Here is a 23,837-nt window from a genome sequence, read left to right as displayed (position 1 = left end):
GAACCGGCCCAGCAGGGCCCGCCCGGCAGCCCGCGGGGGAGCTGCCGGGCGGATCCTGCCGCGCACAGCACCGAGTTCCGTCTCTTTTCAGGGGAGCAACCGAGATGTCCGACGAGAACAGCACCGACAACGTCCACGCGACCGGCGAGCCGATCGACACGACGGACAACGTCCACGCCACCACCGAGCCGCTCAACACGAAGAACGTGCACGCCACGAGCGAGCCGCTCAAGCTGAAGGGCGACACCGCCGACACGTCGACGGACAACGTCCACGCCACGGGCGAGCCCGTCTGATCCGGACCGCACCCCACGGGGAGACGACCGCGGCGGCGCGGAGGGGGAGCCGTCGCGGTCGTCGGCGTCGTCGGCGTCAGGGGGGTGCGGGGGCCGTGCCCCGCAGCGCCGCCTTGACGACCTTCCCGCTCGCGTTCCGCGGCAGCCCCGTCACGAACTCCACCCGCCGCGGCACCTTGTAGTTCGCCATCTCCCGCCGCGCCCAGGCGATGAGGTCGTCGCCGGTGAGCACGGCTCCCGGCCGGCGGACGACGAACGCCTTGCCGACCTCGCCCAGCCGCGCGTCCGGCACGCCGATCACCGCGACGTCCGCCACCTGCGGGTGCAGGCCGAGGGTCCGCTCTATCTCCGCCGGGTAGGCGTTGAAGCCGCCGACGACGAACATGTCCTTCAGCCGGTCGGTGATGCGCAGGTTGCCCGCCGCGTCGAGCACGCCGACGTCCCCGGTGCGCAGCCAGCCGTCGGCGGTCAGCACCTCGGCGGTCGCCGCCGCGTCCTCGTAGTAGCCGCGCATGACGTTGAAGCCGCGCACGAGGACCTCGCCGGGTTCGCCGGGCGGGGCCTCCACCCGGACCTCGGTGCCGGGGATGGCCCGGCCGGACGTGGTCGCGATCACCGCCGGGTCGTCGCCGCGCCGGCACATCGTCACCAGGCCGCACGCCTCGGAGAGCCCGTAGGCGGTCAGGACCGTCTCCACGCCCAGTTCGCCGCGCAGCCGTTCCACGAGACGGAGCGGGACGACCGCCGCGCCGGTCACCACCAGGCGCAGCGCGGACAGGTCGTGGCCGTCGCGGGCCGGGTGGTCGAGCAGCGACTGGTGCAGGGTGGGCGGGCCCGGCAGCACCGAGACCCGTTCCGCCGCGATGTTCGCGAGGGCCGTCTCCACCCCGAACACGGGCTGCGGGATCATCGTGGCGCCCCGCATCAGGCAGGCGATCACCCCGGCCTTGTAGCCGAAGGTGTGGAAGAAGGGGTTCACGATCAGGTAGCGGTCGCCGTGGCGCAGGCCCGCCAGATCGCTCCAGACCGCATAGGCCCGCAGCGTCTGCGCGTGGGTGATGACGACACCCTTGGGGCGCCCGGTCGTCCCGGACGTGAAGACGATGTCCGAGGGCCACGAGCCCTCGACGGCCGCGGCGCGCGCCCGCACCCGTGCCGTGCTGACGCTGTCACCGCCCGCGAGGAAGTCCTTCCAGGTGCGGTAGTCCGCGGGCGCGTCCTCCGCGAGCACGACGACCTGCTCCAGCGCGGGCAGCCCGGGCCCCCCGGCGACGGCCCGGCGCAGCGAGGCCACGTAGGAGGTGCCGAGGAAGGTGCCGGTCACGAACAACAGCCGGGCGCCGCTGCGGCGCAGCACGTCGGCCGCCTCGGCGCCCTTGAAGCGGGTGTTCAGCGGCACCAGTACCGCGCCCGCCGAGACGGCGCCGAGCGCGGCCACGATCCAGGCGGGCGAGTTGGGGGCCCACAGGGCGACCCGGTCGCCGGGCCGGACGCCCGCGGCGAGACAGGCGGCCGCCGCGCGCTCGACGCGGGCGCCGAGTCCGGCGTACGTGATCCGGGTGCGGCCCTCCACCACGGCCTCGGTGTCCGCGTACCGCTCGGCCGCCGCCCGTACGAGTTCCGGAACGCTGCCCCACTCGACGTCACCGCGCATCTCGGCCTCCCACACCAGCTGACGGGTCGTCAGATTAACGGTAATCTGACGGGCTGTCAGCAGTCGTCGCGGGGCGCGGAGGTGTGCGCGGCATGACGTCAGGCAGCGGTCTCAAGGACGCCACGGCGATCGTCGGCATCGGGCAGACGCCCTTCGCCCGGCACCTCGCGGACGACGAGCGGACCCTGGCCTGCCGTGCCGTGCTGGCCGCGCTGGACGACGCCGGGATCGCTCCCGGCGAGGTCGACGCGCTCGCCTCGTACACCATGGAGGAGACCGACGAGGTCGAGCTGGCGAAGGCCGTCGGCCTCGGGGATCTCACGTACTTCGCCAAGGTCGGCTACGGCGGCGGCGGTTCGTGCGCCACCGTCGCGCACCTGGCCGCCGCCATCGCCACCGGACAGGCGTCGGTGGGCGTCGCCTGGCGGTCCCGCAAGCGCGGCAGCGGGCCCCGGCCGTGGCGGAACACGACCGCCCAGCTGCCCATCCCGGCGCAGTGGACCCGGCCGTTCGGGCTGCTGCGCCCGGTCGACGAGATCGCCATGCTCGCCCGGCGCTACATGCACGAGTACGGCGCGACCCGCGACCACCTGTTCAACGTCGCCCTCGCCTGCCGCAACCGCGCCAACCAGAACCCGGCCGCGATCATGTACGACCGCCCGCTGACCCGCGAGATGTACATGACCGCGCGCTGGATCAGCGAACCCCTGTGCCTGTACGACAACTGCCTGGAGACCGACGGGGCCCTCGCCTGCGTGGTCGTCGGCAGGGAGCGCGCCCGCGACTGCCGTCAGCTCCCCGTGTACGTGCACGCGGCAGCGCAGGGCCTGCCCGCCCAGCACCACGGCATGGTCAACTACTGGAACGACGACCCGCTCACCGGCCCCGCCTGGACGGCCGCCCGGCATCTGTGGAAGCACGCCGACCTCACCCCCCAGGACGTGGACGTCGCCCAGATCTACGACGCGTTCACCGCACTCGTCCCGCTCTCCCTGGAGGGGTACGGGTTCTGCGCGCGCGGCGAGGGCGGGGCGTTCACCGAGGGCGGCGCCCTGGAGATCGGCGGGCGCCTTCCGCTGAACACGGGCGGGGGCGGCCTCAGCGAGGCGTACGTCCACGGCTTCAACCTGATCACCGAGGGCGTCAGGCAGCTGCGCGGCACCAGTACCGCGCAGGTCCCCGGCGCCTCGGCCTGCCTCGTCACCGCCGGCGAGGGCGTCCCCACCTCCGCGCTGCTCCTGAGGAGTTGACCGCCGATGCTGTCCCCCGTCACCGACGCCGACGGCGCTCCCTTCTGGGAGTACGCCGCACGGGGCGAGCTGCGGGTGCAGACCTGCGGCGACTGCGCCGAGCCGCGCTTCCCGCCCCGGCCGTGCTGCCCGCGCTGCCAGTCCTTCGCGGCCGAGTGGCGGCCCGTGAGCGGACAGGGCCGGATCTGGTCGTACGTCGTCCCCCATCAGCCGCTGCTGCCGGACTACGCGGAGCTGGCGCCGTACAACGTGGTGGTCGTCGAGCTGGCCGACGCGCCGCGCGTCCGGCTCGTCGGCAACGTCGTCTCCGCTCCCGGCGCGCCCCTGAACTCCGTGCCGCCGGAACTGATCCGTATCGGCGCCCGGGTCCGCGCGGTGTTCGACGGCACGGGGCTGCCCCGCTGGGTGCTGGAGCGGTCGTGAGCCTCCGCGTGCGCGTCGACGAGGGCACCGGCGTCGCCGTGGTCACCCTGGACCGGCCCGGCCGGCTCAACGCCCTCGACCTGGCGACGCGGGACGAACTGGTCGCCGCCTGGGGCCGGATGCGCTTCGACGACACCGTACGGGCCGTCGTGCTGACCGGCGCCGGGGAGCGGGCGTTCTGCACGGGCCTGGACCGGGACACCGAGGTGCCGCAGCCGGACTCCCCCTACATGACGGACGATCCGCTGCTGCGGGCCGGACCCAAGTCCAACGACCTGTGGAAGCCGGTGATCGCGGCCGTGCGGGGCATGGCCTGCGGCGGCGCCTTCTACCTGCTGGGCGAGAGCGACTTCCTCGTCGCCGACCCGACCGCCGCGTTCTTCGACCCGCACACCACCTACGGCATGGTCAGCGCCTACGAGTCGATGCTGATGGCGCTGCGCATGCCGTACGGGGAGGCCGCCCGCACCGCGCTGATGGGCGGGGCGGAACGGCTGGGCGCGCGGCGGGCCCACGAGATCGGGCTCGTCTCCGAACTCACCGCGCCGGGCGAGGCGCTGGCCGTCGCCGTCGAGCGCGCGACCGTGATCGCCGGGCATCCGCCCGAGGCCGTGCAGGGCACCGTGCGGGCGCTGTGGGCGGCCCGGGAGGCCGCCCTCGACCGCGCGTTCGCGCAGGCCCCGCATCTGATCGCGCTCGGCAACCTGCCGGGCGCGCGGCAGGAGGAGCTGTTCCGCACCCGCAGCCGGGCCTTCAGGACCCGGTGACCGGGCCCCGCGCCACCAGCTAGTACGAGTCGTCCATGCGCAGGGCCTCGCCGAGGACGCAGGTGCCGCTCGTGGTGGCGCTCGCGCGGGCCACGACGTCGACGGACTCGGTGGCGCCCGGCTCGACCGTCAGGATGCCCGAGGTGGCCTTGTCCAGCTCGCGTCCGCCGGAGTCCTTGAACGTGACGGTGAACGTGTACGAGTAGGTGCGCAGCGCGTCGCTGTTGGTGGCGCTCACCCGGGCGACGGGGCCGCGGTCCGGGTCGTTCTCGCACCGGTCGATCTTGACGTCCCGGGTCTCCGCGGCGGCCGGCCCGTCGCCGGTCCGCGTACCGCCCGACGTGGACCCGGTGCCGTAGTCGTCGTCATCGTCGTCGTAGTGATGGGTGCTGCCGCCCCCGTACCCGCCGGAGCTCGACGAGGAGCTGTGCGAGTCGGAGCCGCTGCAGCCGCCGCCGTGCGAGTGCCGGGCGCCGGTCAGTGCGACGACGACGCCGACGAACACGGCCACAGCGCGGACATGACGAAGCTTCACTGGTGTCAACCCCCGTTGATTTGAGCGTGAGCACGTCACGGTAGCAGCCGGCGAGCGGCAGAAAGCGCTCACTCGGCGTCACCCCTCGTGCAGGACCAGTGAAGGCGTCTACGCGGTACGGGCGGTTCCGGTCCCCTTCTCGGCGTCCAGGGCGTACACGCAGCGGTCCTTGCTGCACGCGTACACGACACCGTCGCGGACCACCGGGGAGCCGGTGATCTCGCCTCCGGTGGCCAGCTTCCACCGCAGCCGGCCGTCGTCGGCCTTGAGCGTGTAGAGCAGGTGGTCGGTGGAGCCGAAGTGGATCCGGCCCTCCGCGACCGCGGGGGCGCCCACGATGTCGCCCCCCGCCTGGAAGCGCCACTTCGGCGTCCCGGTGACCGCGTCCAGCGTGTACAGGCCCTTGCCGCTGCCGACGTGGACGTGGCCCGCGGCCACCAGCACCGGCTCGGTCGAGGCGCGGGCCTCGGTGGCGATGCGCCAGCGGTCCCGGCCGTCGGTGGCGTCCAGCGCGTACACCGTGCCGAGGTAGTCGGCGAGGTACACGCCGCCGCCGGTCACCGCGGGGCCCGGCACGAAGGCGGGCGGGCACAGGAAGACCGCCGGGGCCTCGAAGTGCCAGCGGACGTGCCCGCCGGCCGCGTCGAGGGCGAGCACCCGGGTGCCGGCCGAGACGTACACGTAGCCGTCGTGGGCCTTCGCCACCCGCACCGGCACCCCACCGCAGGAGGCGGCGTCGCCGATCGGGTAGGACCAGCGCTCCTCGCCGGTGCGGGCGTCCAGGGCGCGCAGCCGGGAGTCCTGCCAGACGTACGCGGTGCCGTCGAACAGCGCCGGGCCCGCCTCCGAGGTCTCGAAGTCGGTCTACGCCCCGGTGATCTCCCAGAGCTTCTGCCCGTTCGACGCCTCCCACGCCTGGACGCCGCCGCCGCGCGTGCCGGTGAGGACCGTGCCGCGCTCGGCCTTCAGGGAGTACACCCAGGCGTCCGTCTGGAGCCGCCACAGATCGGCGCCCTCGCGGCACTCCAGGGCGAACAGGGTGGGGCCGTCGGAGGCGTGGATGCGCCCGTCGGCGACCGCCATGGACCAGGCCACGTCCCGGGTCTTGAAGCGGCGGCGGCCGGTGGCGACGTCCAGGGCGTGCACCTCGAAGGAGGTGACGTAGACGAGGTCGCCGGCGACGGAGGGGGTGCCCCAGACATCGTTCGACATGCGGAAACGCCAGGGCCGCCAGCCGCCGGGACCCTCGGCGGGAGCCGGGGGCGCGGCGGGGAGCGCGGGGTCGGCGCCGTTGACGCCGGGGCGGGGCTTGGACCAGGAGGCGACCAGGGCGGCCTCCGCGGGCGGCGCCTTCATCGCGGCGGCGCGGGCGTCGGCGACCCGGGGGCCGGGACCGATCGGGACGGGGGCGCCCGCCAGGTGGACGGGGCCGGTGTCCGGGGCGCCGACCGGCACGGGCGGGGCCTGGGGCGCCGGGACGACCGGGTCGTGCGGGGGCGGCGGCGGCACGGGCGCGGGAACGCCGCGTCCGGCACTGCGGCCGGAGGCGGGCGCGGGTCTGGGCGCCGGGCGGCCGCCGCGGCGCGTCTCGATCAGGCCGACCGCGCGCTCGGGCAGCCAGGCGGAGGCGGTGCCGCTGTCGTCGGTGCCGGAGCCGAAGAGGTGCGGGGCGAGCTGGGCCTGGAGGTCGGCCGGATTGGGGCGGGCCGTCGGGTCCATCTGCATGCAGGACTCGATGAGGGGGCGCAGCTCGTCGGGCAGGCCCTCCAGATCCGGGCCCTCGCGCAGCAGCATGAAGACCGTCTCGACCGGGTTGGCGCCGTGGAAGGGCGGGTGCCCGGTGGCGGCGAACACCAGCATCGAGCCGAGCGAGAAGACGTCGCTGGCGCCGGTGACGCTGCGGGAGTCCTTCGCCTGCTCGGGGGACATGTAGGCGGGGGTGCCCACGGCGACGTTGGTCATGGTCAAACGGGTGTTCGACACGCCGGAGGCGATACCGAAGTCGATGACGCGCGGCCCGTCCTCGACGACGAGCACGTTGGACGGCTTGAGGTCGCGGTGGACGAGACCGGCGCCGTGGATCGACTGCAGCGCCTCGGCGACGCCGGCGGCCAGCCAGCGCACCGCCTGGGCCGGCAGCGGCCCGCACTCGTTCACTATCTCCTCGAGGGAGGGCGCGGGGACGTACGCGGTGGCCAGCCACGGCACGGCGGCGCGCGGGTCGGCGTCGACCACCGCGGCCGTGTAGAAGCCGGAGACCGCCCGGGCCGCCTCCACCTCGCGCGTGAAGCGCACGCGGAACAGCTGGTCCTCGGCGAGCTCCGTACGGACCGTCTTGATCGCCACGCGCCGGCCCGAGGCCGACCGCGCGAGATAGACCAGCCCCATGCCGCCGGCGCCCAGCCGCCCGAGCACCTCGAACGGCCCGATCCTGCGCGGATCGTGCTGCGTCAGCTGATCCACCACTCTGCCTGCCACCTCCCCGTACGGGCCCCGTGCACCCACATATGTACGTGACCCCGTGCAGCGTCTCACCACCGCACCGCCTCGGCGGCACGCACCCCGATTCTTCCTGTCCGGGCGCCCGGTGGCGAACCCGGGTCCAAAAAGGGGTGTCTCCGGACAAACCGGCACATCGATTCCGCCACACACCCCGCCCACCAGCCGGAACGCCCCCCTCAGCGCTCCAGGAGGGCGAACGACGCCCCCTGATTGTCGGTGACGACGGCGACCGTGCCGTACGACGTCTCGAAGGGCGGGACCTGCACCCGCCCGCCGAGCCGGGCGACCGGGCCGAGGGCGGCCGCGCAGTCCTCCACCCGGAAGTGGACGACGAAGTGCGGCGGCATCATCTCCGCGAACACCTCCCCGACCGCCGCCCGCCCGAAGTCCGGCTCCGCCCCGGGACCGAACAGGGCGTCGTGGAACAGCCCGCCGTAGAAGGTGTTGGCGGCCTCGGTGTCCCTGGCGTACAGCTCGGCCCAGGCGAACGTCCCCGGCTCGTGCCGGCGCCCGAAGCCGGCGTGCGTGCCCGCCTCCCACAGCCCGAACACCGCGCCCTGCGGATCGGTCACCAGCGCGGCCGTGCCCAGCCCCGCACCCACCTCCACGGGCGCGGTGACCACCTGCCCGCCGGCCTGCCGGACCCGTCCGGCCAGCGCTCGGGCGTCCGGGGTCGCGAAGTACACCGTCCACACGCTCGGCATCCGCCCGTCCGTCTTCGGCGTGAGCGCCGCCACCCGCTCACCGTCCAGCAGGGCCCATACGGCGGAGCCGTACGCCTCCTCGAAGGCCCAGCCGAACAGCTCGCCGTAGAACCGCTTGCCCGCTTCCACGTCGGGAAGCTGTGCGTCCACCCAGCACGGAACGCCCTCCACCTGATCCGTTCCGTCTGCGGATGCCCTGTTTTCGGCCATACCGCCAACGTAACGGCCTCGCGCGCACCGCGCAGACCAGGCACACCAGCCCCCGCACCCCGGTGCACCCCATTTGCAGTCGGCCGAATCGCGCCCCGATGCCGCCTCGGTAAGCTGACGACATGACAGGACAAGTGCGTACCGTCGACGGCCGCGTGGCCGGCCGGCGTGGGCAGGCGACCCGGCAGAAGCTGCTCGACTGCCTCAGCGAGATGCTCAGCTCTTCCCCGTACCGGGACGTCAAAGTCATCGATGTCGCCCGGAAGGCAGGCACTTCGCCGGCCACCTTCTACCAGTACTTCCCGGACGTCGAGGGTGCCGTCCTGGAGATCGCCGAGCACATGGCCGCCGAGGGCGCGGAGTTGACCGCTCTCGTCGAGGGCCGCAGCTGGACCGGGAAGGCGGGCTGGCAGACCGCGCAGGAACTCGTCGACGGCTTCCTGGACTTCTGGCGCCGCAACGACGCGATCCTGCGGGTCGTCGACCTCGGCGCGTCCGAGGGCGACAAGCGCTTCTACAAGATCCGCATGAAGATCCTCAACTCGGTCAACAACTCCCTCGCGGAGGCGGTGACGCAGCTCCAGGCGAAGGGCCGGGTCGACAAGGACGTCAATCCCGCGGCCGTCGCCGGATCGCTCGTCGCGATGCTCGCCGCGGTGGCCTCGCACCAGAAGGGCTTCCAGAGCTGGGGCGTCAAGCAGGCCGAACTCAAGCCGAACCTGGCCCTGTTGGTGCATCTCGGCGTGACCGGCAAGAAGCCCACGAAGTGACGCGCGAGCGGCCGGCGGGGCCGTCCCCGGCCGGCTAGCGCCCCCAAGTCCTGTCTGGCAGGCGGTGGTCCACCACGGGCCGCCGCCTGCCGTGCGTCACGGCCCGGTACGGCCGGGCAGCGGGCGGTCCTTCACGACGTGCTTCATCACGAGCGTCGACGTCAGCCGCTGCACCCCGGGGAGCGTGGCCAGCCGCTCGTCGTACAGCCGCTGGTAGGCCGCGAGATCGGCGGCGACGACCCGCAGCAGGTAGTCGGGCTCCCCGAACAGCCGCTGCGCCTCCAGCACCTCGGCCACCTCGCCGACCGCCCGCTCGAACCCGGCGACCGTGTCCCGGTCCTCCTGCCGCATGGACACGAAGACCAGCGCCTCGAAGGCGAGCCCGACCGCGGCCGGGTCCACCACCGCCCGGTACCCGCCGATGGCGCCGGACCGCTCCAGCTCGCGCAGCCGGCGGTGGCACGGCGAGACACTGAGCCCCACCCGCGCGGCCAGCTCCGTCACGGTCAGCCGGCCGTCCTGCTGCAACTCGGCGAGGATGCGTCTGTCCACGTCGTCCATGGGACGGATCCTCCCCCGGACGACCGGGCCCCGGGCAAATGCCACCGTCGCTTTCGGGTCAGCGCGCCCGGGCCCGTGGAGTGAGACGGAAGACCCGGATCCGCCGGTCCACCCGGGCCTGGTAGGCCGCGTACGGGGGCCAGTGGGCCACGGCGGCCCGCCACGCCGCCTCCCGCTCCTCCCCCGCCAGGAGCGCGGCCGTGACCGGGACGGTGCGGCCCCCGACGTCGATCTCGGCGTCGGGGTGGGCGAGCAGGTTGTGGGTCCAGGCGGGATGGCCCGGCCGGCCGAAGTTGGAGCCGACGAGCAGCCAGGAGCGGCCCTGCGCCTCGGGCACGCAGGCGAGCGGCGTACGGCGCGGCAGCCCGCTGCGCGCGCCCGTGGAGGTCAGCACGACACCGGGCAGCATCAGCGCGCTGAGCAGCACCTTTCCCCGGGTGAGCCGGTGCACGGCCCGGTCGAGCGCGGGCACGACGTGCGGGGCGGTCCGGGCGAAGCCCCGGGTCGCGGACACCTTCTGGACGGCACGTACGGCCGAGCGCGGCAGCCTCACACCAGCACCTCCCGTGTTCCGGACGCCTCGAGGAGCCGGGCCGCCCCGGCGGCGTGCGCGCGCAGCCGGTGCACCGGTCCGAGGAGCAGTTCGTCGCCGGCGGCCCGCTTGAAGTACAGGTGCACCTCGTGCTCCCAGGTGAAACCGAGGCCGCCGTGGAACTGGATCGCCTCGGCGGCGGCGGTCCGCAGCGCCCGCAGGGCCTGGGCGAGGGCGAGACCGCCCGCCCGTTCGCCGTGGGCCGCCGCCCAGGCCGCGTAGTACGCGGCGGACCGGGCCGCCTGCACCTCGACGTACACGTCCGCCAGCCGGTGCTTGACCGCCTGGAAGGACCCGATCGGCCGTCCGAACTGCTCGCGCCGCCCGACGTGCTCCACGGTCAGCTCCAGGGCTCGGCCGGCGGCGCCCACGGCCTCGCAGGCCAGCACGGCGGCGGCCCGGTCCCCCGTCTGTGCGAGGGCGCCGGGCACATCGGCCCCCTCCTCCCCCAGCAGCCGCGCCCCGACGTCCCGCAGGGACACACGGCCCTGCGGGCGGGTGGCGTCGACGGCGGTCTGCCGGGCCCGTGACACTCCCGTCGCGTCGCCCGGCACCAGGAACAGCAGGGTCCGGGGGCGGGTGTACCCCCCGGTGTGCGCGGCGACGACCAGCAGCCCGGCGCTGTACCCGTCGAGCACCTGGCCGGCCTGCCCGTACAGCCGCCAGCCGTCCCCGTCGCGGCGGGCCTGCACCCCGCCGGCCCGTCCGCCGCCGGCCCAGTCGCCGCCGTTGCCGCCGGTCAGGGCGAGGGCGGTGGCGAGGGCGGGGCCGTCCACGACGAGGGCGGCGGTGAGCGCGCCGGAGGCGAGGCGGGGCAGCAGGTCCTTCCGCTGGGCGGGGGTGCCGAGCGCGGCGATCAGCGGGGCGGCGAGGACGGCGGTGGCCGTCAGCGGGGAGGGGGCCAGGGCCCGGCCCGTCTCCTCGCAGGCGAGGGCGAGTTCGGTCACCGAGCAGCCCACGCCGCCGTAGGCCTCGGGCAGGGCGAGGCCGGGCAGGCCGAGGTGCCCGGCGAGGGCCGTCCACAGGGCGGGGTCGTGGCCGGAGGGGGTGTCGAGGGCCGCGCGCAGCTCCGCCGGGCCGCAACGGCGGTCGAGCAGGTCGCGCAGGGCGCGCCTGATGCCGTCCTGCTCGGGGGTGAGGCTGGTGTCCATGGGCGGTTCCCTCCGGCTCTTCCCCTCACATCTGACGGGCCGTCATATTAGGAGGGCCGAGGCGAGATGCCCAGAGGCGGGAGGGCGCGCATGACTGCCGGGAACCGGAGAGTCGCCGTGGTGGGGGTGGCCCTGTCGGACTGCGGGCGGGTGGACGGCGCGACCGCCTACGCCCTGCACGCCCAGGCCGCCCGCCGGGCGCTGGCCGACGCCGGGCTCGGCCGGGAGGTGGTGGACGGCTTCGCGTCCGCGGGCCTCGGCGTGCTCGCGCCGGTCGAGGTGGCCGAGTATCTGGGCCTGCGCCCGACCTGGGTCGACTCCACCTCGGTCGGCGGCGCCACCTGGGAGGTGATGGCCGCGCACGCGGCGGACGCCATCGCGCGCGGTCACGCGAACGCCGTGCTGCTGGTGTACGGCTCGACGGCCCGGGCGGACATCCGGGCGGGCCGCAGGACCGGCGACCTGTCGTTCGGGGCGCGCGGCCCCGCGCAGTTCGAGGCCCCCTACGGCCACACCCTGATCGCCAAGTACGCCATGGCCGCCCGCCGCCACATGATCGAACACGGCACCACGATCGAGGAGTTGGCGCAGGTGGCCGTCCAGGCGCGGGCGAACGCGGCCCTGAACCCCGAGGCGCTGCACCGCGATCCGATCACCGTGGACGACGTGCTGTCCGGGCCGGTGATCGCGGACCCGTTCACCCGGCTCCACTGCTGTCTGCGCTCCGACGGCGGCGCGGCGGTGCTGCTGGCCGCCGAGGAGTACGTCCCCGACTGCCGTACGGCACCGGTGTGGATCCTCGGCACCGGGGAGCACGTCTCGCACGCCTCGATGGCCGAGTGGCCGGACTTCACGACCGGCCCGGCGGCGGTGAGCGGACGGCTCGCCTTCGCCCGGGCCGGGGTGCGCCCCCGGGAGATGGACTTCGCCGAGCTGTACGACGCCTTCACCTACATGACGCTGGTGACCCTGGAGGACCTCGGCTTCTGCGCCAAGGGCGAGGGCGGGCCGTTCGTCGGGAAGGGGCGGCTGCTGGTGCGCGGCGGGGAGCTGCCGGTGAACACGGACGGGGGCGGCCTCTCCGCCCAGCACCCCGGGATGCGCGGGCTGTTCCTGCTGGTGGAGGCGGTGCGCCAGCTGCGGGGGGAGGCCGGGGAGCGCCAGGTCGCCCGGCGGGGCCGGACGGGGGAGCCGCCTCGGCTGGGCGTGGTGTCGGCGACGGGGGGATGGTTCTGCTCGTCGGGGACGTTGGTAGTGGGAAGGGAGTGAGTCCACCGAAGGAGACGGTATGGCACTGACCCGTGAAGAGCGTGAGCAGTTCCTCGCCGAGCCGCACGTCGCGGCGCTGGCGGTCGACGGGGGCGAAGGGCGCGGCCCGTTGACCGTGCCCGTCTGGTACCAGTACGCGCCCGGCGGCGACGTGTGGGTCCTGACCGGCCTCGACTCCCGCAAGAACCGGCGCATCCAGGAGGCGCGGCGGTTCTCCCTGCTGGTGGACCGGCTCGAACCGACGATCCGGTACGTCTCGGTCGAGGGGCCCGTCCTGCGGACCGTCCCGGCCACCCTGGAGGACCTGCGGGAGGTCTCGGCGCGCTATCTGCCGCCCGAGAAGGTCGACGGCTATGTCGACTTCGCCTGGAAGAACCACGGCGAGCAGGTCGTCGTCCACATGCGGCCCGAGCACTGGCTGTCGTCCGACCTCGGACAGATCTGACACCGCGCCCGGCAGGCTCCGCGCACGGGACAATCGGGGCATGGGAACGGATCTTCACGACCTGCTGAGGTCGCTGCGGGTGTGGGACGTCGAGCTGCCCTCCTTCGACCCGTCGGGTGCGCCCGACGTGCCGCTGGAGCTGTTCACCGCCTGGTTCGCCGACGCGGTCGCGGCCGGGCAGACGGAGCCGCACACGATGTCCCTCGCCACCGCGGACGAGGAGGGCCTGCCGGACGTACGGACGGTGATGCTGCACGGTTCCGACGCGTCCGGCTGGTCCTTCGCCACGCACCGGGACAGCCGCAAGGGCCGCCAGCTCGCCGCCCGCCCCTACGCGGCCCTCGGCTTCTACTGGCCGGCGCGGGGGCGCCAGGTACGGGTGCGCGGCCCGGTGACGGCGGCCCCGTCCGCCGAGGCGCAGGCGGATCTGCACGCCCGCTCGACCGGCGCGCTCGCGGCGGCCCTGACCGGCCGGCAGAGCGAGGTGCTCGCCTCCCCCGAGGAGCTGGCGCGCGCGTCGGAGGCCGCCTGGGAGCGGGCCCGCGAGGAACCGGGCGCCCCGGTGCCGACCTGGACGCTGTACCGGCTGCGCCCCGACGAGGTGGAGTTCTTCCAGGGCGACGCCCGGCGCCGGCACGTGCGGCTCGTCTACCGGCGTACGGAAGCCGGATGGGTCAAGGAGCTGCTCTGGCCGTGAGGGGAGCGGGCGTCAGCGGGCGCGGTGGAGGTCGTACGCGGTGAAGTCGGCGACCGGACGGTAGCCGATGCGCTGGTACAGGCCGTTGCTCGTCGGGTTGGACAGGTCCGTGAAGAGCAGCACCTCGCGCACCCCGGAGGTGAGCACGGACCGGGTGACGGCGGCGGTGGCCGCGCCGCCGTAGCCGCGCCCGCGCAGCGGGGCCGGGGTGTAGACGGGGGCGATGCGGACCTGCCCGCCGATCAGGGGCGTCACTCCGGCCATGGCGAGGGGGGTGCCGTCCTCGCCCTCCCACAGGGTGACGCCCCCGTAGGAGACGCGGGCGTCGGCCCAGGCGCCCGGATCGCGCGCGGGCGCGTGGCCGGTGGCCTCCGTGAACGCACCGTACCACTGGGCCAGCAGCTCCCGGTCCTGGGGGCCGGCCACACGGGCGCGGCCGGCCGGGACGGGCTGCGGGACGGTCAGGTTGCCGAGCCGGTACAGGCGCTGGCGCTGTCCGACGGTGCCGCGCGCGCCGGTGTGCCGCTGCCAGGCGGCGACGAACGCCTCGGCGGTGTCCTGCGCGGCGATGACGCCGGGGACCGCGTGCCCGAGGGCGAGCAGGTGGGCGGCGAGGGCGTCGGCCTCGTCGGGGGTGAGCGGGGTGACGTTCAGGCGGTAGGGCGGGGTGCGGAAGTAGGCGGCCCGCACCTGACCGTCCCGTTCCAGCGCCCCGAACACGGGGGCCTCGTCACCGTAGGCGCGCGGTCCGTTGGCGCGCAGTGTCTCGGTGACCGTCAGGGCGACGGTGTGCAGGTCGGGGCGTGAGCGCAGAAAGCCTCCGGCGTGGGACAGGAAGCCGTTGAGGTCCTGGGTGGAGTACCAGTCGTCCGGGCGCATGCGGCTCATGATCCCGCGCCCCGCCCGGCGTTGTGCACTTTTCTCCGCCGTGGACACGAAGACGACACAAGTCGTCACACGGGGGCGGGCGTTGGGGTAAAGGGGCCGTCGGGCTCGGGGTCGGTCGCCAGCCGTGCGTGCAGGTGCACGTCCCGGTAGGCGTCGTGCCGCCCGGCCTCCCACATCGCGCCCCGCAGGGTGCCCTCGGCGGGGAAGCCGCACCGCTCGGCGACACGGCAGGAGGCGTCGTGGCCCACGGCGTGCCCGAGTTCGAGGCGGTGCAGCCGGGGGCCGTCCGGCGCGGTCAGCGCCCAGCGGGCGGCGAGGACGAGCGCCCGGACGGCCACGCGCCGGCCGCGGGCCTCGGGCAGCACCCAGTAGCCGACCAGGCCGTAGTCCATGCGCCGGCTGACGACCGTCACGCCGGCGTGGCCGAGGACCGCGCCGGTCCCGGCGTCGGTCACGCAGTACGCCGCCGAGCCGTCCGCCGAGCCGGCGGCGGCGGTCCGCAGGGAGTCGAGGGCGCCCGCGCGGTCCGTGGCCAGCGACAGCGGGGTGTTCCAGCGCCGGAAGTCCGGGTCCGCGCGGCCCCGGAACCAGGCGTCCAGGTCGGCCTCGGAGTCAGGGTCCCAGGGGCGCAGCAGCAGTCCGTGGCCGTGCAGGTCCGGGACGGGGCGGGGTGCGGGGCGTATGGCGGCGTCGGTCATGAGGCCATTGAAACCCGGGGGGTCAGAGATCCGGGCGGAACATCGGCACGCCGTCCGGGAAGGCGGCCGTGAGCGGCAGGCCGGCCCGCAGCCGGGCGGGGTCCGGGCAGTCCACGAGCCCGGTCGTCATCCGGGGGCCCTCGGCGAGGTCGACGACGGCGGCGACGTACGGGACGCGCGCGCCGAAGGGCGGCAGGTCGTTGCGGTGCACGACGGACCAGGTGTACAGGGTGGCCCGGCCGCTCGCGGTCTCCCAGACGACGTCCTCGCTCCAGCAGTGCGGGCAGGACTCGCGGGGGTAGTGGTGGGGGCGTCCGCAGGCCCGGCAGCGCCGCAGCAGCAGCCGGCCGGCGGCGGCCGCGTCCCAGTAGGTGCGGGTGAAGGCGTCCGGCTCGGGGACGTCGTACCGGGGCCCGCTCATCCGAACAGTCCGAGCGCGCCGTCCACCGACCAGGACTGCCAGGACATCCCGAACAGCGCGACGACGGAGATCAGCGCCATCATGCCGTTCTGCCCCTGCTCGGCCCAGTCGTGGATCATCAGGGTGAGGTACAGCAGGTTGAGCAGCAGGCCGCCGACGAGGGCGGCCGGGGTGAGGAACCCGAGCACCAGGCCGAGCCCCAGGGCCAGTTCGGCGTGGAGGACCACGTGGGCCATGGTCCGCGGCCGGGGTGCCACCACCCGGTCGAAGCCCGCGCGGACGGCGGGCCAGCGGTGTTCGGCGGCCACGTCCGCGGCCCAGGCGATCCCGGAGCCGGCCAGCCAGCTCCTGCGGTCCTTGTGCCGCCAGCTCTCCAGCCACCACAGGCCGAGTCCTATCCGGAGCACGGCCAGCCATTGAGCGCCTGTGAGCCAGATCGCGTCCATGGATCTGACGGTACGTCAGATCCATGGGGTCTGACAATCGTGCGGCGCCCTGGCCGCCTCCCGGCCGGGGCGCCCCCGGGCGGCTCAGGCGGCCGCCTCGGCCGGGGAGTCGGCGGCGTCGGGCCGGACCACCACCCGGCGGCGGCGCAGCGGCATGCCCATCCCCGGGTTGCCGACGTTCCAGGCGGCGCCCTTGCAGATCAGCTCCTTGTAGAAGGCGGCGATCCGGCCCCTCAGGACCGCGCGCACGGGGCGGTCGTCCCCGGTGACGTACTGGATCAGGCCCTCCTTGCGGCCCAGCGAGATGCACTGGTTGAAGTAGCGCAGCGGGACCTTCGGCAGCTTGCCCCCGGTCAGCCGGGCCACGATGGCGTCGGCGGCCTGCCAGGCGGTGAAGCCGCCCGAGGCGCAGGACATGCGCAGCGGCTTGCCGCCGACGCCCCGCGCGAGGGCCGCGTCGCCGATGGCGTAGACGTCCGGGTGGGAGACCGAGCGCATGGTCCCGTCGACCACGATCTGCCCCCGGTCGCCGACCTGCAGGGTGGTGGCCAGCGCGATCGGGTGGACGGCGAAGCCCGTGGTCCACACGGTGACGGCGGCCGGGAGCTCCGCGCCGCCCGCGGTGCGGACCCGGTCGGCCTCCACCGCGGTGGCGGTGGTGTCCTCGTGGACGGTGATGCCGAGGCGGCCGACGACCTCGCTCAGGTGCCGGCGGCCCTTCGCGGAGAGCCAGTCGCCGAGTCCGCCGCGCACGACGAGGGAGACGTCGAGGTCCGGGCGGGCCTCGGCGATCTCGGTCGCGGCCTCCACGCCGGTGAGGCCGCCGCCGACCACGACCACGGGCGCTCCGGCGTCCAGCGCGGCCAGGCGGTCGCGCAGCCGCAGCGCGCCGGGCCGGCTCGCCAGCTCGAAGGCGTGCTCGGCGACGCCGGGGACGCCCTGGTCGTCCCAGCCGCTGCCGAGCGCGTAGACGAGGGTGTCGTACTCCAGTCGCTCGGTGCCGTCCGCGCCCTCGACGGCCACCGTCTTCCGGTCGGCGTCGACGGCGGTGACCCGGGCGATCCTCAGGTCGACGCCGGTCCCCCGGAAGATCTCGGCGAACGGCCGGGGCTTGAGGGTCTGTCCCACGGCGAGCTGGTGCATCCGGACGCGCTCGACGAAGTCGGGCTCCGCGTTGACGAGGGTGACGCTGACGTCGTCGCCGTGCAGACGCCTGGCGAGCCGCCCGGCGGCGAACGCTCCGGTGTAGCCGCCCCCGAGCACGATGATGCGGTGCTGCATGTCCTTGCTCCTGTCTTCAGCGGGTTCGCCACCTGAACCGGACGGCCCGCCGATTCCTGACAGGAATGCGATGTGAACCACGTCACACCATGGACACCGACGTCGTACGCCGGTCAGAACGCGTCGCGCACCAGCGGTTCCCCGTGGTCGCCGGCCTGCCAGACGCGGGTCGCGCGCTCCAGCTTGTCGGGGTTGACCTGGCTGCGGAACGCGGCGAGGCCGTCCTCGGTGACCTCCACGCACATCACGCCGATGACCCGGCCTTCGACGACCACCACGAGCGCGGGCTCGCCGTTGGCGGTCGTCGCGTAGTACTCGGGCGACCCGCCCACCAGGGCCCGCTTGGCCTCGCTGGGCTTGAACAGGCCCCGCATGAACCGCGCGACCGCCAGGGCCCCCTCGAACGCCTTGGCCCGCGCCGGGACCTTCCCTCCGCCGTCGCCGACCGCGACCGCGTCCTCGGTGAGCAGCCGCACCAGCGGCTCGGTCCGGCCGCTGACGGCGGCCGTGAGGAACTCCTCGACGATCCGCCGGGCCGCCGCCTCGTCGACCTCGGCCCGGGCCTTGCCCCGCGCCACGTGCTTGCGGGCCCGGTGCAGGATCTGCTGGCTGGCGGCCTCGGTGATGTCGAGGATCTCGGCGATCTCCCGGTGGCTGCAGTCGAACGCCTCGCGCAGCACGTACACGGCCCGCTCACTGGGCGAGAGCCGCTCCAGCACGACGAGCACGGCGTACGAGACCGACTCGCGCTGCTCGGCGGTGTCGGCCGGGCCCAGCATGGGGTCCCCGGCGAGCAGCGGCTCGGGCAGCCACTGGCCCACGTAGGTCTCGCGGCGGGCGCGGGCCGAGGTGAGCTGGTTGAGGCACAGGTTGGTGAGCACCTTGGTCAGCCACGCCTCGGGGACCTCGACGCGCTCCACGTCGGCGGCCTGCCAGCGCAGGAACGTCTCCTGGACGGCGTCCTCGGCCTCGCTCGCCGAGCCGAGCAGCCGGTAGGCGATGGCTTCCAGACGGGGCCGGGCCGCCTCGAACCGTTCCACGTCGTTCACCGTGAGGACCATGGGTTCGGATCCTAACTCTCGTGACACGCAAGGGCAGGTGGAGACGTCCGCCGGGCAGCGCCGCGGGCACACCGCGCCCCCGCACCCCGGGCCCCGCGCCCACAACCAGGAGAGCTACGTCACAGGTCCCACCCAGGTCTCCTGCAGTCGTGATCGATCCGCAATCAATTCCGGGCTTGACCGAGACCCATCAATCCCTTGCGTGATTACGCTCCGAATCATGGCCGACACCCCACACCTCCCGGAACGCCCCGTCTACGTCGTCGGGGGAGGCCCCGGCGGACTCTCCGTCGCGTACGCCCTGCGCGCACGCGGCATACGGGCCGTCGTCCTGGAGCGGTCGGACGCGGTCGGCGCCTCGTGGCGCGGGCACTACGACCGGCTCCATCTGCACACCACCCGGCGCCTCTCGGCGCTGCCCGGCCTGCCGATGCCGCGCCGCTTCGGGCGCTGGGTCTCCCGCGACGACATGGTGCGCTATTTGGAGAAGTACGCCGAGCACCACGACCTGGAGATCGTCACCGGCGTCGAGGTCTCCCGCGTCGACCCCGCGCCGGACGGCTCCGGCTGGCTGCTGCACGCCACCGGCGGCCGGGAGCTGGCGGGCGCCGCCGTCGTCGTGGCCACCGGGTACAACCACACACCGCGCATCCCCGACTGGCCCGGTCGGGACGGCTACGGCGGCGAGCTGCTGCACGCCGGCGACTACCGCTCCCCCGCCCCCTACGCCGGGCGGGACGTCCTGGTCGTGGGCGCCGGGAACACCGGGTCCGAGATCGCCGTGGACCTCGTGGAGGGCGGTGCGGCCCGGGTGCGGCTCGCGGTGCGGACGGTGCCGCACATCGTGCGCCGCTCGACCGCCGGGTGGCCCGCGCAGTTCACGAGCGTCCTCGTGCGGCGGCTGCCCGTGCGGCTCGTCGACCGGCTGGCCCGGCCCGTGGCCCGGCTCAGCGTCCCGGACCTGTCGGCGCACGGGCTGCCGCGTCCCGACACCGGTCTGTACAGCAGGGTCAGGGAGGGCGCGATCCCCGTCCTGGACGTCGGGCTCGTCGACGCGGTGCGCCGGGGCCGCGTCGAGATCGTCGCAGCCGTCGAGGGCTTCGAGACCGACAAGGTGGTCCTCGCGGACGGCAGCAGGATCACGCCGGACGCCGTCGTCGCGGCCACCGGCTACGCGCGCGGCCTGGAAGGGCTGGTCGGCCATCTCGGCGTGCTCGACGAGCGCGGGAGACCCGGCGTGCGGGGGGCCCGGACCCCGGCGGACGCGCCCGGTCTGTACTTCACCGGCTACACCAACCCCATCAGCGGCAATCTGCGGGAGATGGCGTTGGACGCTCAGAAGATCGCCCGGTCCGTCGCCCGCGACCGGCGTCGCGGGGTCGCACGGCTGCCCGCCTGACCGTCCCGCCCGCGAGCCCGGAACGGGAGACGTCCGCCCGACTTTTGCCCGCACGACGGTTCCTGACGCAACGTCAGTTCCTTTAATCTGACACTGCGTCAGTTAATCGCTGTCATCCAGGGACGGGCGGACCGATGCTTGGATCAACCCACGGCACCCTCACCACCGACTCGCGCCGGGGCCGCGTCGTCGCCTGCGGCGAGCAGCCCGCGCCCGCCGTCCACGGCCGGCCCGCCGAGCCCGACGACCTCGACGTCGGCGGCCGTCCGCTGTACTGCGAGGTACCCGACCTGGACCGCCTCTTCCGGCCGGAGTCCCTGGCCGTCATCGGCGCCTCCGACACCGAGGGCCGGCCGAACACCGGGATCACTCGCCGGCTGCTCGACTGGGCCGGGCGGACCGGCGTCCGGCTGCACCCCGTGCACCCGTCCCGCCCGTTCGTCTTCGGCATCCCCTGCGTCCCGTCGGTCGCCGACCTGCCCGGGCCGGTCGACCTCGCGGTGCTGCTGGTCGCCGACCCGCTGCCGGTGATCGAGGAACTGGCCCGGGTGAAGGTGAGGTTCGCCGTCGTCTTCGCCTCCGGGTTCGCGGAGACCGGCGAGGAGGGGGCGGCCGCGCAGCAGCGGCTCACCGCCGCCGTCGAGCGGTCCGGGATACGGCTGCTCGGGCCCAACACCAACCTGAACGCCTTCGAGCGGTTCCGTGACGACCTGGACGGGCCCGCGATCGCGCTCATCACCCAGTCCGGGCACCAGGGCCGCCCCGTCTTCGCCCTCCAGGAGCTGGGCGTGCGCCTGTCCCACTGGGCGCCCACCGGCAACGAGGCCGACCTGACGACCGCCGACTTCCTCTCCTACTTCGCCGAGCGGCCCGAGGTCGGCGTGATCGCCGCCTATGTCGAGGGCATCAAGGACGGCCGGGCCTTCCTGCTCGCCGCCGACCGCGCGGCCCGCCGCAAGGTGCCCGTGGTCGCGGTCAAGGTGGGCCGCACCGAGGCGGGCGCCCGCACCGCCGCCTCCCACACCGGCCGGCTCACCGGCGCGGACGCGGTGGTGGACGCGGCACTGCGCCAGTACGGGGTGATCCGGGTGGACGGCCTGGACGAACTCCAGGACACCGCCACCCTGCTGGCCCGCGCCCGCCCGCCGCGCGCCGACGGTGTGGCCGTCTACTCGATCTCCGGCGGCACGGGCGCCCATGCCGCCGACCTCGCGGCCGGGGCGGGGCTGCGCCTGCCGGTCCTGTCCGGGGCCCGGCAGGCCGAGCTGCACCAGTGGATACCGCAGTACCTGAGCGTGGCCAACCCGGTCGACAGCGGCGGGCACCCGGTCGGCGACGAGCGGGGCCGGAAGATCATCGACGCGATCCTCGACGACCCCGCGGTGGGGGTGCTGATCTGCCCGGTGACCGGGCCGTTCCCGCCGCTGAGCGACCGGCTCGCCCAGGACCTGGTGGACGCCGCCGAGCGCACGGACAAACTGGTGTGCGTGGTGTGGGGGTCGCCGGTCGGCACCGAGCGGGCCTACCGCGAGGTCCTGCTCGGCTCCTCACGGGTGGTCACCTTCCGCACGGTCGCCAACTGCGTCTCCGCCGTCCGCGCGTACCTCGACCACCACCGGTTCGTCACCGGCTACCGCTCCCCCTTCGACGAGGCGCCCCGCACCCCCTCGCCGTCCAGCCGCAAGGCGCGGGCCCTGCTGCGGCCGGGGCAGCAGCTGAGCGAGCACGCGGCGAAGCAGCTGCTGCGGGCGTACGGCATCCGGGTCCCGCGCGAGCAGCTGGTGACCAGCGCGGCGGCGGCCGTGCGCGCGGCCGGGCTGGTGGGCTACCCGGTGGTGATGAAGGCGTCCGGCGCGCGGATCGCCCACAAGACCGAGCTGGGCCTGGTCCGGATCGGGCTGACATCGGCCAGCCAGGTCCGGGACGCCTACCGCGAGCTGACCGACATCGCCCGCTACGAGGACATCGCGCTGGACGGCGTGCTGGTCTGCCAGATGGTGGAGCGGGGCGTGGAGATGGTCGTCGGCGCCTCGCACGACGCGCTGTTCGGGCCGACCGTGACGCTCGGGCTGGGCGGGGTGCTGGTGGAGGTCCTGCGCGACACGGCGGTCCGGGTACCGCCCTTCGGTGAGGAGCAGGTCCGCCGGATGTGCGCCGAACTGCGGGGGCGGGCCCTGCTCGACGGGGTGCGGGGGCGGCCACCGGCGGACGTCGACGCGCTCGTGGAGGTCGTGATGCGGGTGCAGCGCATGGCGCTGGAACTCGGCGACGAGCTCGCGGAGCTGGACGTCAACCCGCTGATGGTGCTGCCCCGGGGCCAGGGCGCGGTGGCGCTCGACGCGCTCGTGGTGTGCCGCTGACATGGCGACACCCGACATGGAGGTGCGGCACTCCCACGAGGACGGCGTCTGCCGGATCACCCTGGACCGTCCCGAGGCGCTGAACGCCCTCGCGCCCGGCCATCGCGACCGGGTCGTCGGCCTGCTCGACGAGGCCTCCGCGGACCCGGAGGTGCGGGCCGTGGTCCTCACCGGCACCGGGCGTGCCTTCTGCGCCGGGGCGGACCTGCGGGGCGGTACGGCGGGCGGGGCGCGGCGGACCGGGGACGTGGCCCGCGTGCTCCGGCTCGGCGCCCAGCGGCTGATCGGGGCCGTGCTGGACTGCGAGAAGCCGGTGCTGGCGGCGGTGAACGGGACGGCGGCCGGCCTCGGCGCCCATCTGGCGCTCGCCTGCGACCTGGTGCTGGCCGCCGAGTCGGCGCGGTTCGTCGAGGTCTTCGTGCGGCGCGGTCTCGTCCCGGACGGTGGCGGCGCCTATCTGCTTCCCCGGCTCGTCGGCCCGCACCGCGCCAAGGAGCTGATGTTCCTCGGCGACGCGCTGCCGGCGGCGGACGCCGAGCGGCTGGGCCTGGTCAACCGGGTCGTCCCGGACGGGGAACTGGAAGGGGCGGCCGCCGACTGGGCCGGGCGCCTGGCGGCGGGGCCGACGCGCGCCCTGGCCCTGACCAAGCAGCTCGTCAACGCCTCCTGGGACAGCGACCGCGCCGGCGCCTTCGCGGCGGAGGCCGCCGCACAGGAGATCAACCTGACGACGGAGGACGCGGCGGAGGGTCTGGCGGCCTTCGCGGAGCGCAGGAGCCCGGTGTTCCGGGGCCGCTGACATCTCTCCGCCGCACACGGCTTCCAATCTGACGATTCGTCAGTTCCAATGGGTGGTGTGATGGGACACGCCGGGATGGCGGCCGCCGCCGTCCGTCACCTCCGTCCGGCCGGGGCACCGCCCGCCCCGGCGCCACCGCGCCCCGCGCTGCGCTGCGTCCGCGAGGACGAGCGGGCGCCCGTCCCGCAGGACGTGTTCCGGCGGGTGCTGGGCACCTTCGCGACCGGCGTGGTGATCGTCACCGCCCCGCCGGACGCCGGGGCCCCGGACCGCCCCGCCGGATTCGCCTGCCAGTCCTTCGCGTCCCTGTCCCTCGACCCCCCGCTGGTCGCCTTCATGGTCGGCCGTACGTCGACGACCTGGCCGCGCATCGCCCGCGCGGGCGTCTTCTGCGTCAACGTGCTGGCCGCCGGGCAGGAGGAGCTGTGCCGCGCCTTCGCGGTGAGCGGTGCCGACAAGTTCGCCGGGGTGCGCCACGACCCGGCGCCGGTCTCCGGCTCCCCGCGCCTCGCGGGCACACTCGCCTGGATCGACTGCGCGGTCCACGCGGTGCACCCGGGCGGCGACCACCTCATCGTCGTCGGGCGGGTGGACGCCCTGGGCGCCCCCGACGGGGAGGGGGCGCCCCTGCTGTTCCACCGGGGCCGGTTCCGGTGAC

24 protein-coding genes and 1 pseudogene are annotated in these 23,837 nt (G+C 74.6%); 12 read left to right on the top strand and 13 right to left on the bottom strand.

Annotated features, from left to right (window positions below; genetic code table 11):
- Positions 1-104: 104 nt before the first annotated feature.
- Complete coding sequence (locus ADL34_RS22845; RefSeq protein ID WP_062668941.1) at positions 105-296, top strand: hypothetical protein; 192 nt, start codon at positions 105-107, stop codon at positions 294-296.
- A 76-nt stretch (positions 297-372) separates the two neighbouring features.
- On the opposite strand, the gene ADL34_RS22840 is transcribed toward ADL34_RS22845, so the two are convergent.
- Positions 373-1,950, bottom strand: a complete 1,578-nt coding sequence (locus ADL34_RS22840) for a FadD3 family acyl-CoA ligase (protein WP_062669089.1) — start codon at positions 1,948-1,950, stop codon at positions 373-375.
- A 92-nt stretch (positions 1,951-2,042) separates the two neighbouring features.
- On the opposite strand from ADL34_RS22840, the gene ADL34_RS22835 reads away from it, so the two are divergent.
- The 3 genes from ADL34_RS22835 to ADL34_RS22825 are packed head-to-tail and all read left to right on the top strand — an operon-like array spanning position 2,043 to position 4,390.
- Entirely contained in the window at positions 2,043-3,200 is a 1,158-nt protein-coding gene (locus tag ADL34_RS22835; RefSeq protein WP_062668942.1) for a lipid-transfer protein, read from the top strand.
- A 6-nt stretch (positions 3,201-3,206) separates the two neighbouring features.
- Positions 3,207-3,623 carry a Zn-ribbon domain-containing OB-fold protein gene (locus ADL34_RS22830; RefSeq protein WP_062668943.1) on the top strand — a complete coding sequence of 139 codons (417 nt, stop codon included), beginning with the start codon at positions 3,207-3,209 and terminating at the stop codon, positions 3,621-3,623.
- Positions 3,620-4,390, top strand: coding sequence for an enoyl-CoA hydratase/isomerase family protein (locus ADL34_RS22825; protein ID WP_234375079.1), 771 nt, complete (start codon positions 3,620-3,622; stop codon positions 4,388-4,390). The genes ADL34_RS22830 and ADL34_RS22825 overlap by 4 nt, the downstream gene beginning before the upstream one ends.
- Positions 4,391-4,409: 19 nt before the next feature.
- Here ADL34_RS22825 and ADL34_RS22820 read toward each other — a convergent pair whose 3' ends face one another.
- The 3 genes and pseudogenes from ADL34_RS22820 to ADL34_RS22810 form a co-directional block, all read right to left on the bottom strand.
- On the bottom strand, positions 4,410-4,901 hold the full coding sequence (locus ADL34_RS22820) for a hypothetical protein (RefSeq protein ID WP_062668944.1): 492 nt from the start codon (positions 4,899-4,901) through the stop codon (positions 4,410-4,412).
- Positions 4,902-5,033: 132 nt separating this feature from the next.
- Positions 5,034-7,391 (bottom strand): annotated as a pseudogene (locus tag ADL34_RS22815) (PQQ-binding-like beta-propeller repeat protein).
- Between the two features lie 212 nt (positions 7,392-7,603).
- Positions 7,604-8,341 (bottom strand): VOC family protein, encoded by a 738-nt coding sequence (locus ADL34_RS22810; protein WP_062739812.1) that lies wholly within the window; start codon positions 8,339-8,341, stop codon positions 7,604-7,606.
- A 134-nt stretch (positions 8,342-8,475) separates the two neighbouring features.
- Between ADL34_RS22810 and ADL34_RS22805 the strand changes: the two genes are divergently transcribed.
- Positions 8,476-9,111, top strand: a complete 636-nt coding sequence (locus tag ADL34_RS22805) for a TetR family transcriptional regulator (protein WP_062668946.1) — start codon at positions 8,476-8,478, stop codon at positions 9,109-9,111.
- Between the two features lie 96 nt (positions 9,112-9,207).
- On the opposite strand, the gene ADL34_RS22800 is transcribed toward ADL34_RS22805, so the two are convergent.
- Genes ADL34_RS22800 through ADL34_RS22790 form a run of 3 tightly spaced genes read right to left on the bottom strand, consistent with a single transcriptional unit; the run spans position 9,208 to position 11,415 of the window.
- A complete protein-coding gene (locus ADL34_RS22800) occupies positions 9,208-9,672 on the bottom strand; it encodes an Lrp/AsnC family transcriptional regulator (RefSeq protein ID WP_062668947.1) in 465 nt (154 codons plus the stop codon).
- Between the two features lie 58 nt (positions 9,673-9,730).
- Positions 9,731-10,225 (bottom strand): nitroreductase/quinone reductase family protein, encoded by a 495-nt coding sequence (locus ADL34_RS22795; protein WP_234375078.1) that lies wholly within the window; start codon positions 10,223-10,225, stop codon positions 9,731-9,733.
- Entirely contained in the window at positions 10,222-11,415 is a 1,194-nt protein-coding gene (locus ADL34_RS22790) for an acyl-CoA dehydrogenase family protein (RefSeq protein ID WP_062668948.1), read from the bottom strand. Before ADL34_RS22790 ends, ADL34_RS22795 begins: the two co-directional genes overlap by 4 nt.
- Positions 11,416-11,505: 90 nt before the next feature.
- Here ADL34_RS22790 and ADL34_RS22785 point away from each other — a divergent pair, with 90 nt between their 5' ends.
- Genes ADL34_RS22785 through ADL34_RS22775 form a run of 3 tightly spaced genes read left to right on the top strand, consistent with a single transcriptional unit; the run spans position 11,506 to position 13,826 of the window.
- Entirely contained in the window at positions 11,506-12,684 is a 1,179-nt protein-coding gene (locus ADL34_RS22785; RefSeq protein ID WP_062668949.1) for a thiolase C-terminal domain-containing protein, read from the top strand.
- Between the two features lie 19 nt (positions 12,685-12,703).
- Positions 12,704-13,129 carry a pyridoxamine 5'-phosphate oxidase family protein gene (locus ADL34_RS22780; protein ID WP_062668950.1) on the top strand — a complete coding sequence of 142 codons (426 nt, stop codon included), beginning with the start codon at positions 12,704-12,706 and terminating at the stop codon, positions 13,127-13,129.
- Positions 13,130-13,169: 40 nt separating this feature from the next.
- Positions 13,170-13,826, top strand: a complete 657-nt coding sequence (locus tag ADL34_RS22775; RefSeq protein ID WP_062668951.1) for a pyridoxine/pyridoxamine 5'-phosphate oxidase — start codon at positions 13,170-13,172, stop codon at positions 13,824-13,826.
- Between the two features lie 12 nt (positions 13,827-13,838).
- Here ADL34_RS22775 and ADL34_RS22770 read toward each other — a convergent pair whose 3' ends face one another.
- The 6 genes from ADL34_RS22770 to ADL34_RS22745 form a co-directional block, all read right to left on the bottom strand.
- A complete protein-coding gene (locus ADL34_RS22770) occupies positions 13,839-14,705 on the bottom strand; it encodes a GNAT family N-acetyltransferase (protein WP_062668952.1) in 867 nt (288 codons plus the stop codon).
- Between the two features lie 74 nt (positions 14,706-14,779).
- Complete coding sequence (locus tag ADL34_RS22765) at positions 14,780-15,412, bottom strand: GNAT family N-acetyltransferase (RefSeq protein ID WP_062668953.1); 633 nt, start codon at positions 15,410-15,412, stop codon at positions 14,780-14,782.
- 22 nt (positions 15,413-15,434) lie between these two features.
- A complete protein-coding gene (locus tag ADL34_RS22760) occupies positions 15,435-15,833 on the bottom strand; it encodes a Zn-ribbon domain-containing OB-fold protein (RefSeq protein ID WP_062668954.1) in 399 nt (132 codons plus the stop codon).
- Positions 15,830-16,279: a hypothetical protein gene (locus tag ADL34_RS22755; protein WP_062668955.1), complete on the bottom strand. Its 450-nt coding sequence runs from the start codon at positions 16,277-16,279 to the stop codon at positions 15,830-15,832. Before ADL34_RS22755 ends, ADL34_RS22760 begins: the two co-directional genes overlap by 4 nt.
- A gap of 84 nt (positions 16,280-16,363) precedes the next feature.
- Positions 16,364-17,560: an NAD(P)/FAD-dependent oxidoreductase gene (locus ADL34_RS22750; RefSeq protein WP_062668956.1), complete on the bottom strand. Its 1,197-nt coding sequence runs from the start codon at positions 17,558-17,560 to the stop codon at positions 16,364-16,366.
- 113 nt (positions 17,561-17,673) lie between these two features.
- Positions 17,674-18,621 carry an RNA polymerase sigma-70 factor gene (locus ADL34_RS22745; protein WP_062668957.1) on the bottom strand — a complete coding sequence of 316 codons (948 nt, stop codon included), beginning with the start codon at positions 18,619-18,621 and terminating at the stop codon, positions 17,674-17,676.
- Between the two features lie 220 nt (positions 18,622-18,841).
- On the opposite strand from ADL34_RS22745, the gene ADL34_RS22740 reads away from it, so the two are divergent.
- The 4 genes from ADL34_RS22740 (at position 18,842) to ADL34_RS22725 (ending at position 23,836) form a co-directional block, all read left to right on the top strand.
- On the top strand, positions 18,842-20,020 hold the full coding sequence (locus tag ADL34_RS22740; protein ID WP_062668958.1) for a flavin-containing monooxygenase: 1,179 nt from the start codon (positions 18,842-18,844) through the stop codon (positions 20,018-20,020).
- A gap of 134 nt (positions 20,021-20,154) precedes the next feature.
- Positions 20,155-22,380, top strand: a complete 2,226-nt coding sequence (locus ADL34_RS22735) for an acetate--CoA ligase family protein (RefSeq protein ID WP_062668959.1) — start codon at positions 20,155-20,157, stop codon at positions 22,378-22,380.
- Position 22,381: 1 nt separating this feature from the next.
- Complete coding sequence (locus tag ADL34_RS22730; RefSeq protein ID WP_062668960.1) at positions 22,382-23,179, top strand: enoyl-CoA hydratase/isomerase family protein; 798 nt, start codon at positions 22,382-22,384, stop codon at positions 23,177-23,179.
- A 60-nt stretch (positions 23,180-23,239) separates the two neighbouring features.
- Entirely contained in the window at positions 23,240-23,836 is a 597-nt protein-coding gene (locus ADL34_RS22725) for a flavin reductase family protein (protein ID WP_079034225.1), read from the top strand.
- The last annotated feature ends 1 nt before the right edge of the window (position 23,837 follow it).

It is taken from the genome of Streptomyces sp. NRRL WC-3605 (assembly GCF_001509795.1).
In the GTDB taxonomy this organism is placed as follows: domain Bacteria; phylum Actinomycetota; class Actinomycetes; order Streptomycetales; family Streptomycetaceae; genus Streptomyces; species Streptomyces viridochromogenes.
This window is presented reverse-complemented; position numbering and strand designations above follow the sequence as displayed.

Excerpts from the sequence above, each read along its gene's own strand:
- ADL34_RS22845 (WP_062668941.1), top strand. The coding sequence starts at position 105 with ATGTCCGACGAGAACAGCACCGACAACGTCCACGCGACCGGCGAGCCG.
- ADL34_RS22840 (WP_062669089.1), bottom strand. The coding sequence starts at position 1,950 with ATGCGCGGTGACGTCGAGTGGGGCAGCGTTCCGGAACTCGTACGGGCG.
- ADL34_RS22835 (WP_062668942.1), top strand. The coding sequence starts at position 2,043 with ATGACGTCAGGCAGCGGTCTCAAGGACGCCACGGCGATCGTCGGCATC.
- ADL34_RS22830 (WP_062668943.1), top strand. The coding sequence starts at position 3,207 with ATGCTGTCCCCCGTCACCGACGCCGACGGCGCTCCCTTCTGGGAGTAC.
- ADL34_RS22810 (WP_062739812.1), bottom strand. The coding sequence starts at position 8,341 with ATGGCCGAAAACAGGGCATCCGCAGACGGAACGGATCAGGTGGAGGGC.
- ADL34_RS22800 (WP_062668947.1), bottom strand. The coding sequence starts at position 9,672 with ATGGACGACGTGGACAGACGCATCCTCGCCGAGTTGCAGCAGGACGGC.
- ADL34_RS22790 (WP_062668948.1), bottom strand. The coding sequence starts at position 11,415 with ATGGACACCAGCCTCACCCCCGAGCAGGACGGCATCAGGCGCGCCCTG.
- ADL34_RS22785 (WP_062668949.1), top strand. The coding sequence starts at position 11,506 with ATGACTGCCGGGAACCGGAGAGTCGCCGTGGTGGGGGTGGCCCTGTCG.
- ADL34_RS22780 (WP_062668950.1), top strand. The coding sequence starts at position 12,704 with ATGGCACTGACCCGTGAAGAGCGTGAGCAGTTCCTCGCCGAGCCGCAC.
- ADL34_RS22775 (WP_062668951.1), top strand. The coding sequence starts at position 13,170 with ATGGGAACGGATCTTCACGACCTGCTGAGGTCGCTGCGGGTGTGGGAC.
- ADL34_RS22770 (WP_062668952.1), bottom strand. The coding sequence starts at position 14,705 with ATGCGCCCGGACGACTGGTACTCCACCCAGGACCTCAACGGCTTCCTG.
- ADL34_RS22765 (WP_062668953.1), bottom strand. The coding sequence starts at position 15,412 with ATGACCGACGCCGCCATACGCCCCGCACCCCGCCCCGTCCCGGACCTG.
- ADL34_RS22760 (WP_062668954.1), bottom strand. The coding sequence starts at position 15,833 with ATGAGCGGGCCCCGGTACGACGTCCCCGAGCCGGACGCCTTCACCCGC.
- ADL34_RS22755 (WP_062668955.1), bottom strand. The coding sequence starts at position 16,279 with ATGGACGCGATCTGGCTCACAGGCGCTCAATGGCTGGCCGTGCTCCGG.
- ADL34_RS22750 (WP_062668956.1), bottom strand. The coding sequence starts at position 17,560 with ATGCAGCACCGCATCATCGTGCTCGGGGGCGGCTACACCGGAGCGTTC.
- ADL34_RS22745 (WP_062668957.1), bottom strand. The coding sequence starts at position 18,621 with ATGGTCCTCACGGTGAACGACGTGGAACGGTTCGAGGCGGCCCGGCCC.
- ADL34_RS22740 (WP_062668958.1), top strand. The coding sequence starts at position 18,842 with ATGGCCGACACCCCACACCTCCCGGAACGCCCCGTCTACGTCGTCGGG.
- ADL34_RS22735 (WP_062668959.1), top strand. The coding sequence starts at position 20,155 with ATGCTTGGATCAACCCACGGCACCCTCACCACCGACTCGCGCCGGGGC.
- ADL34_RS22730 (WP_062668960.1), top strand. The coding sequence starts at position 22,382 with ATGGCGACACCCGACATGGAGGTGCGGCACTCCCACGAGGACGGCGTC.
- ADL34_RS22725 (WP_079034225.1), top strand. The coding sequence starts at position 23,240 with ATGGGACACGCCGGGATGGCGGCCGCCGCCGTCCGTCACCTCCGTCCG.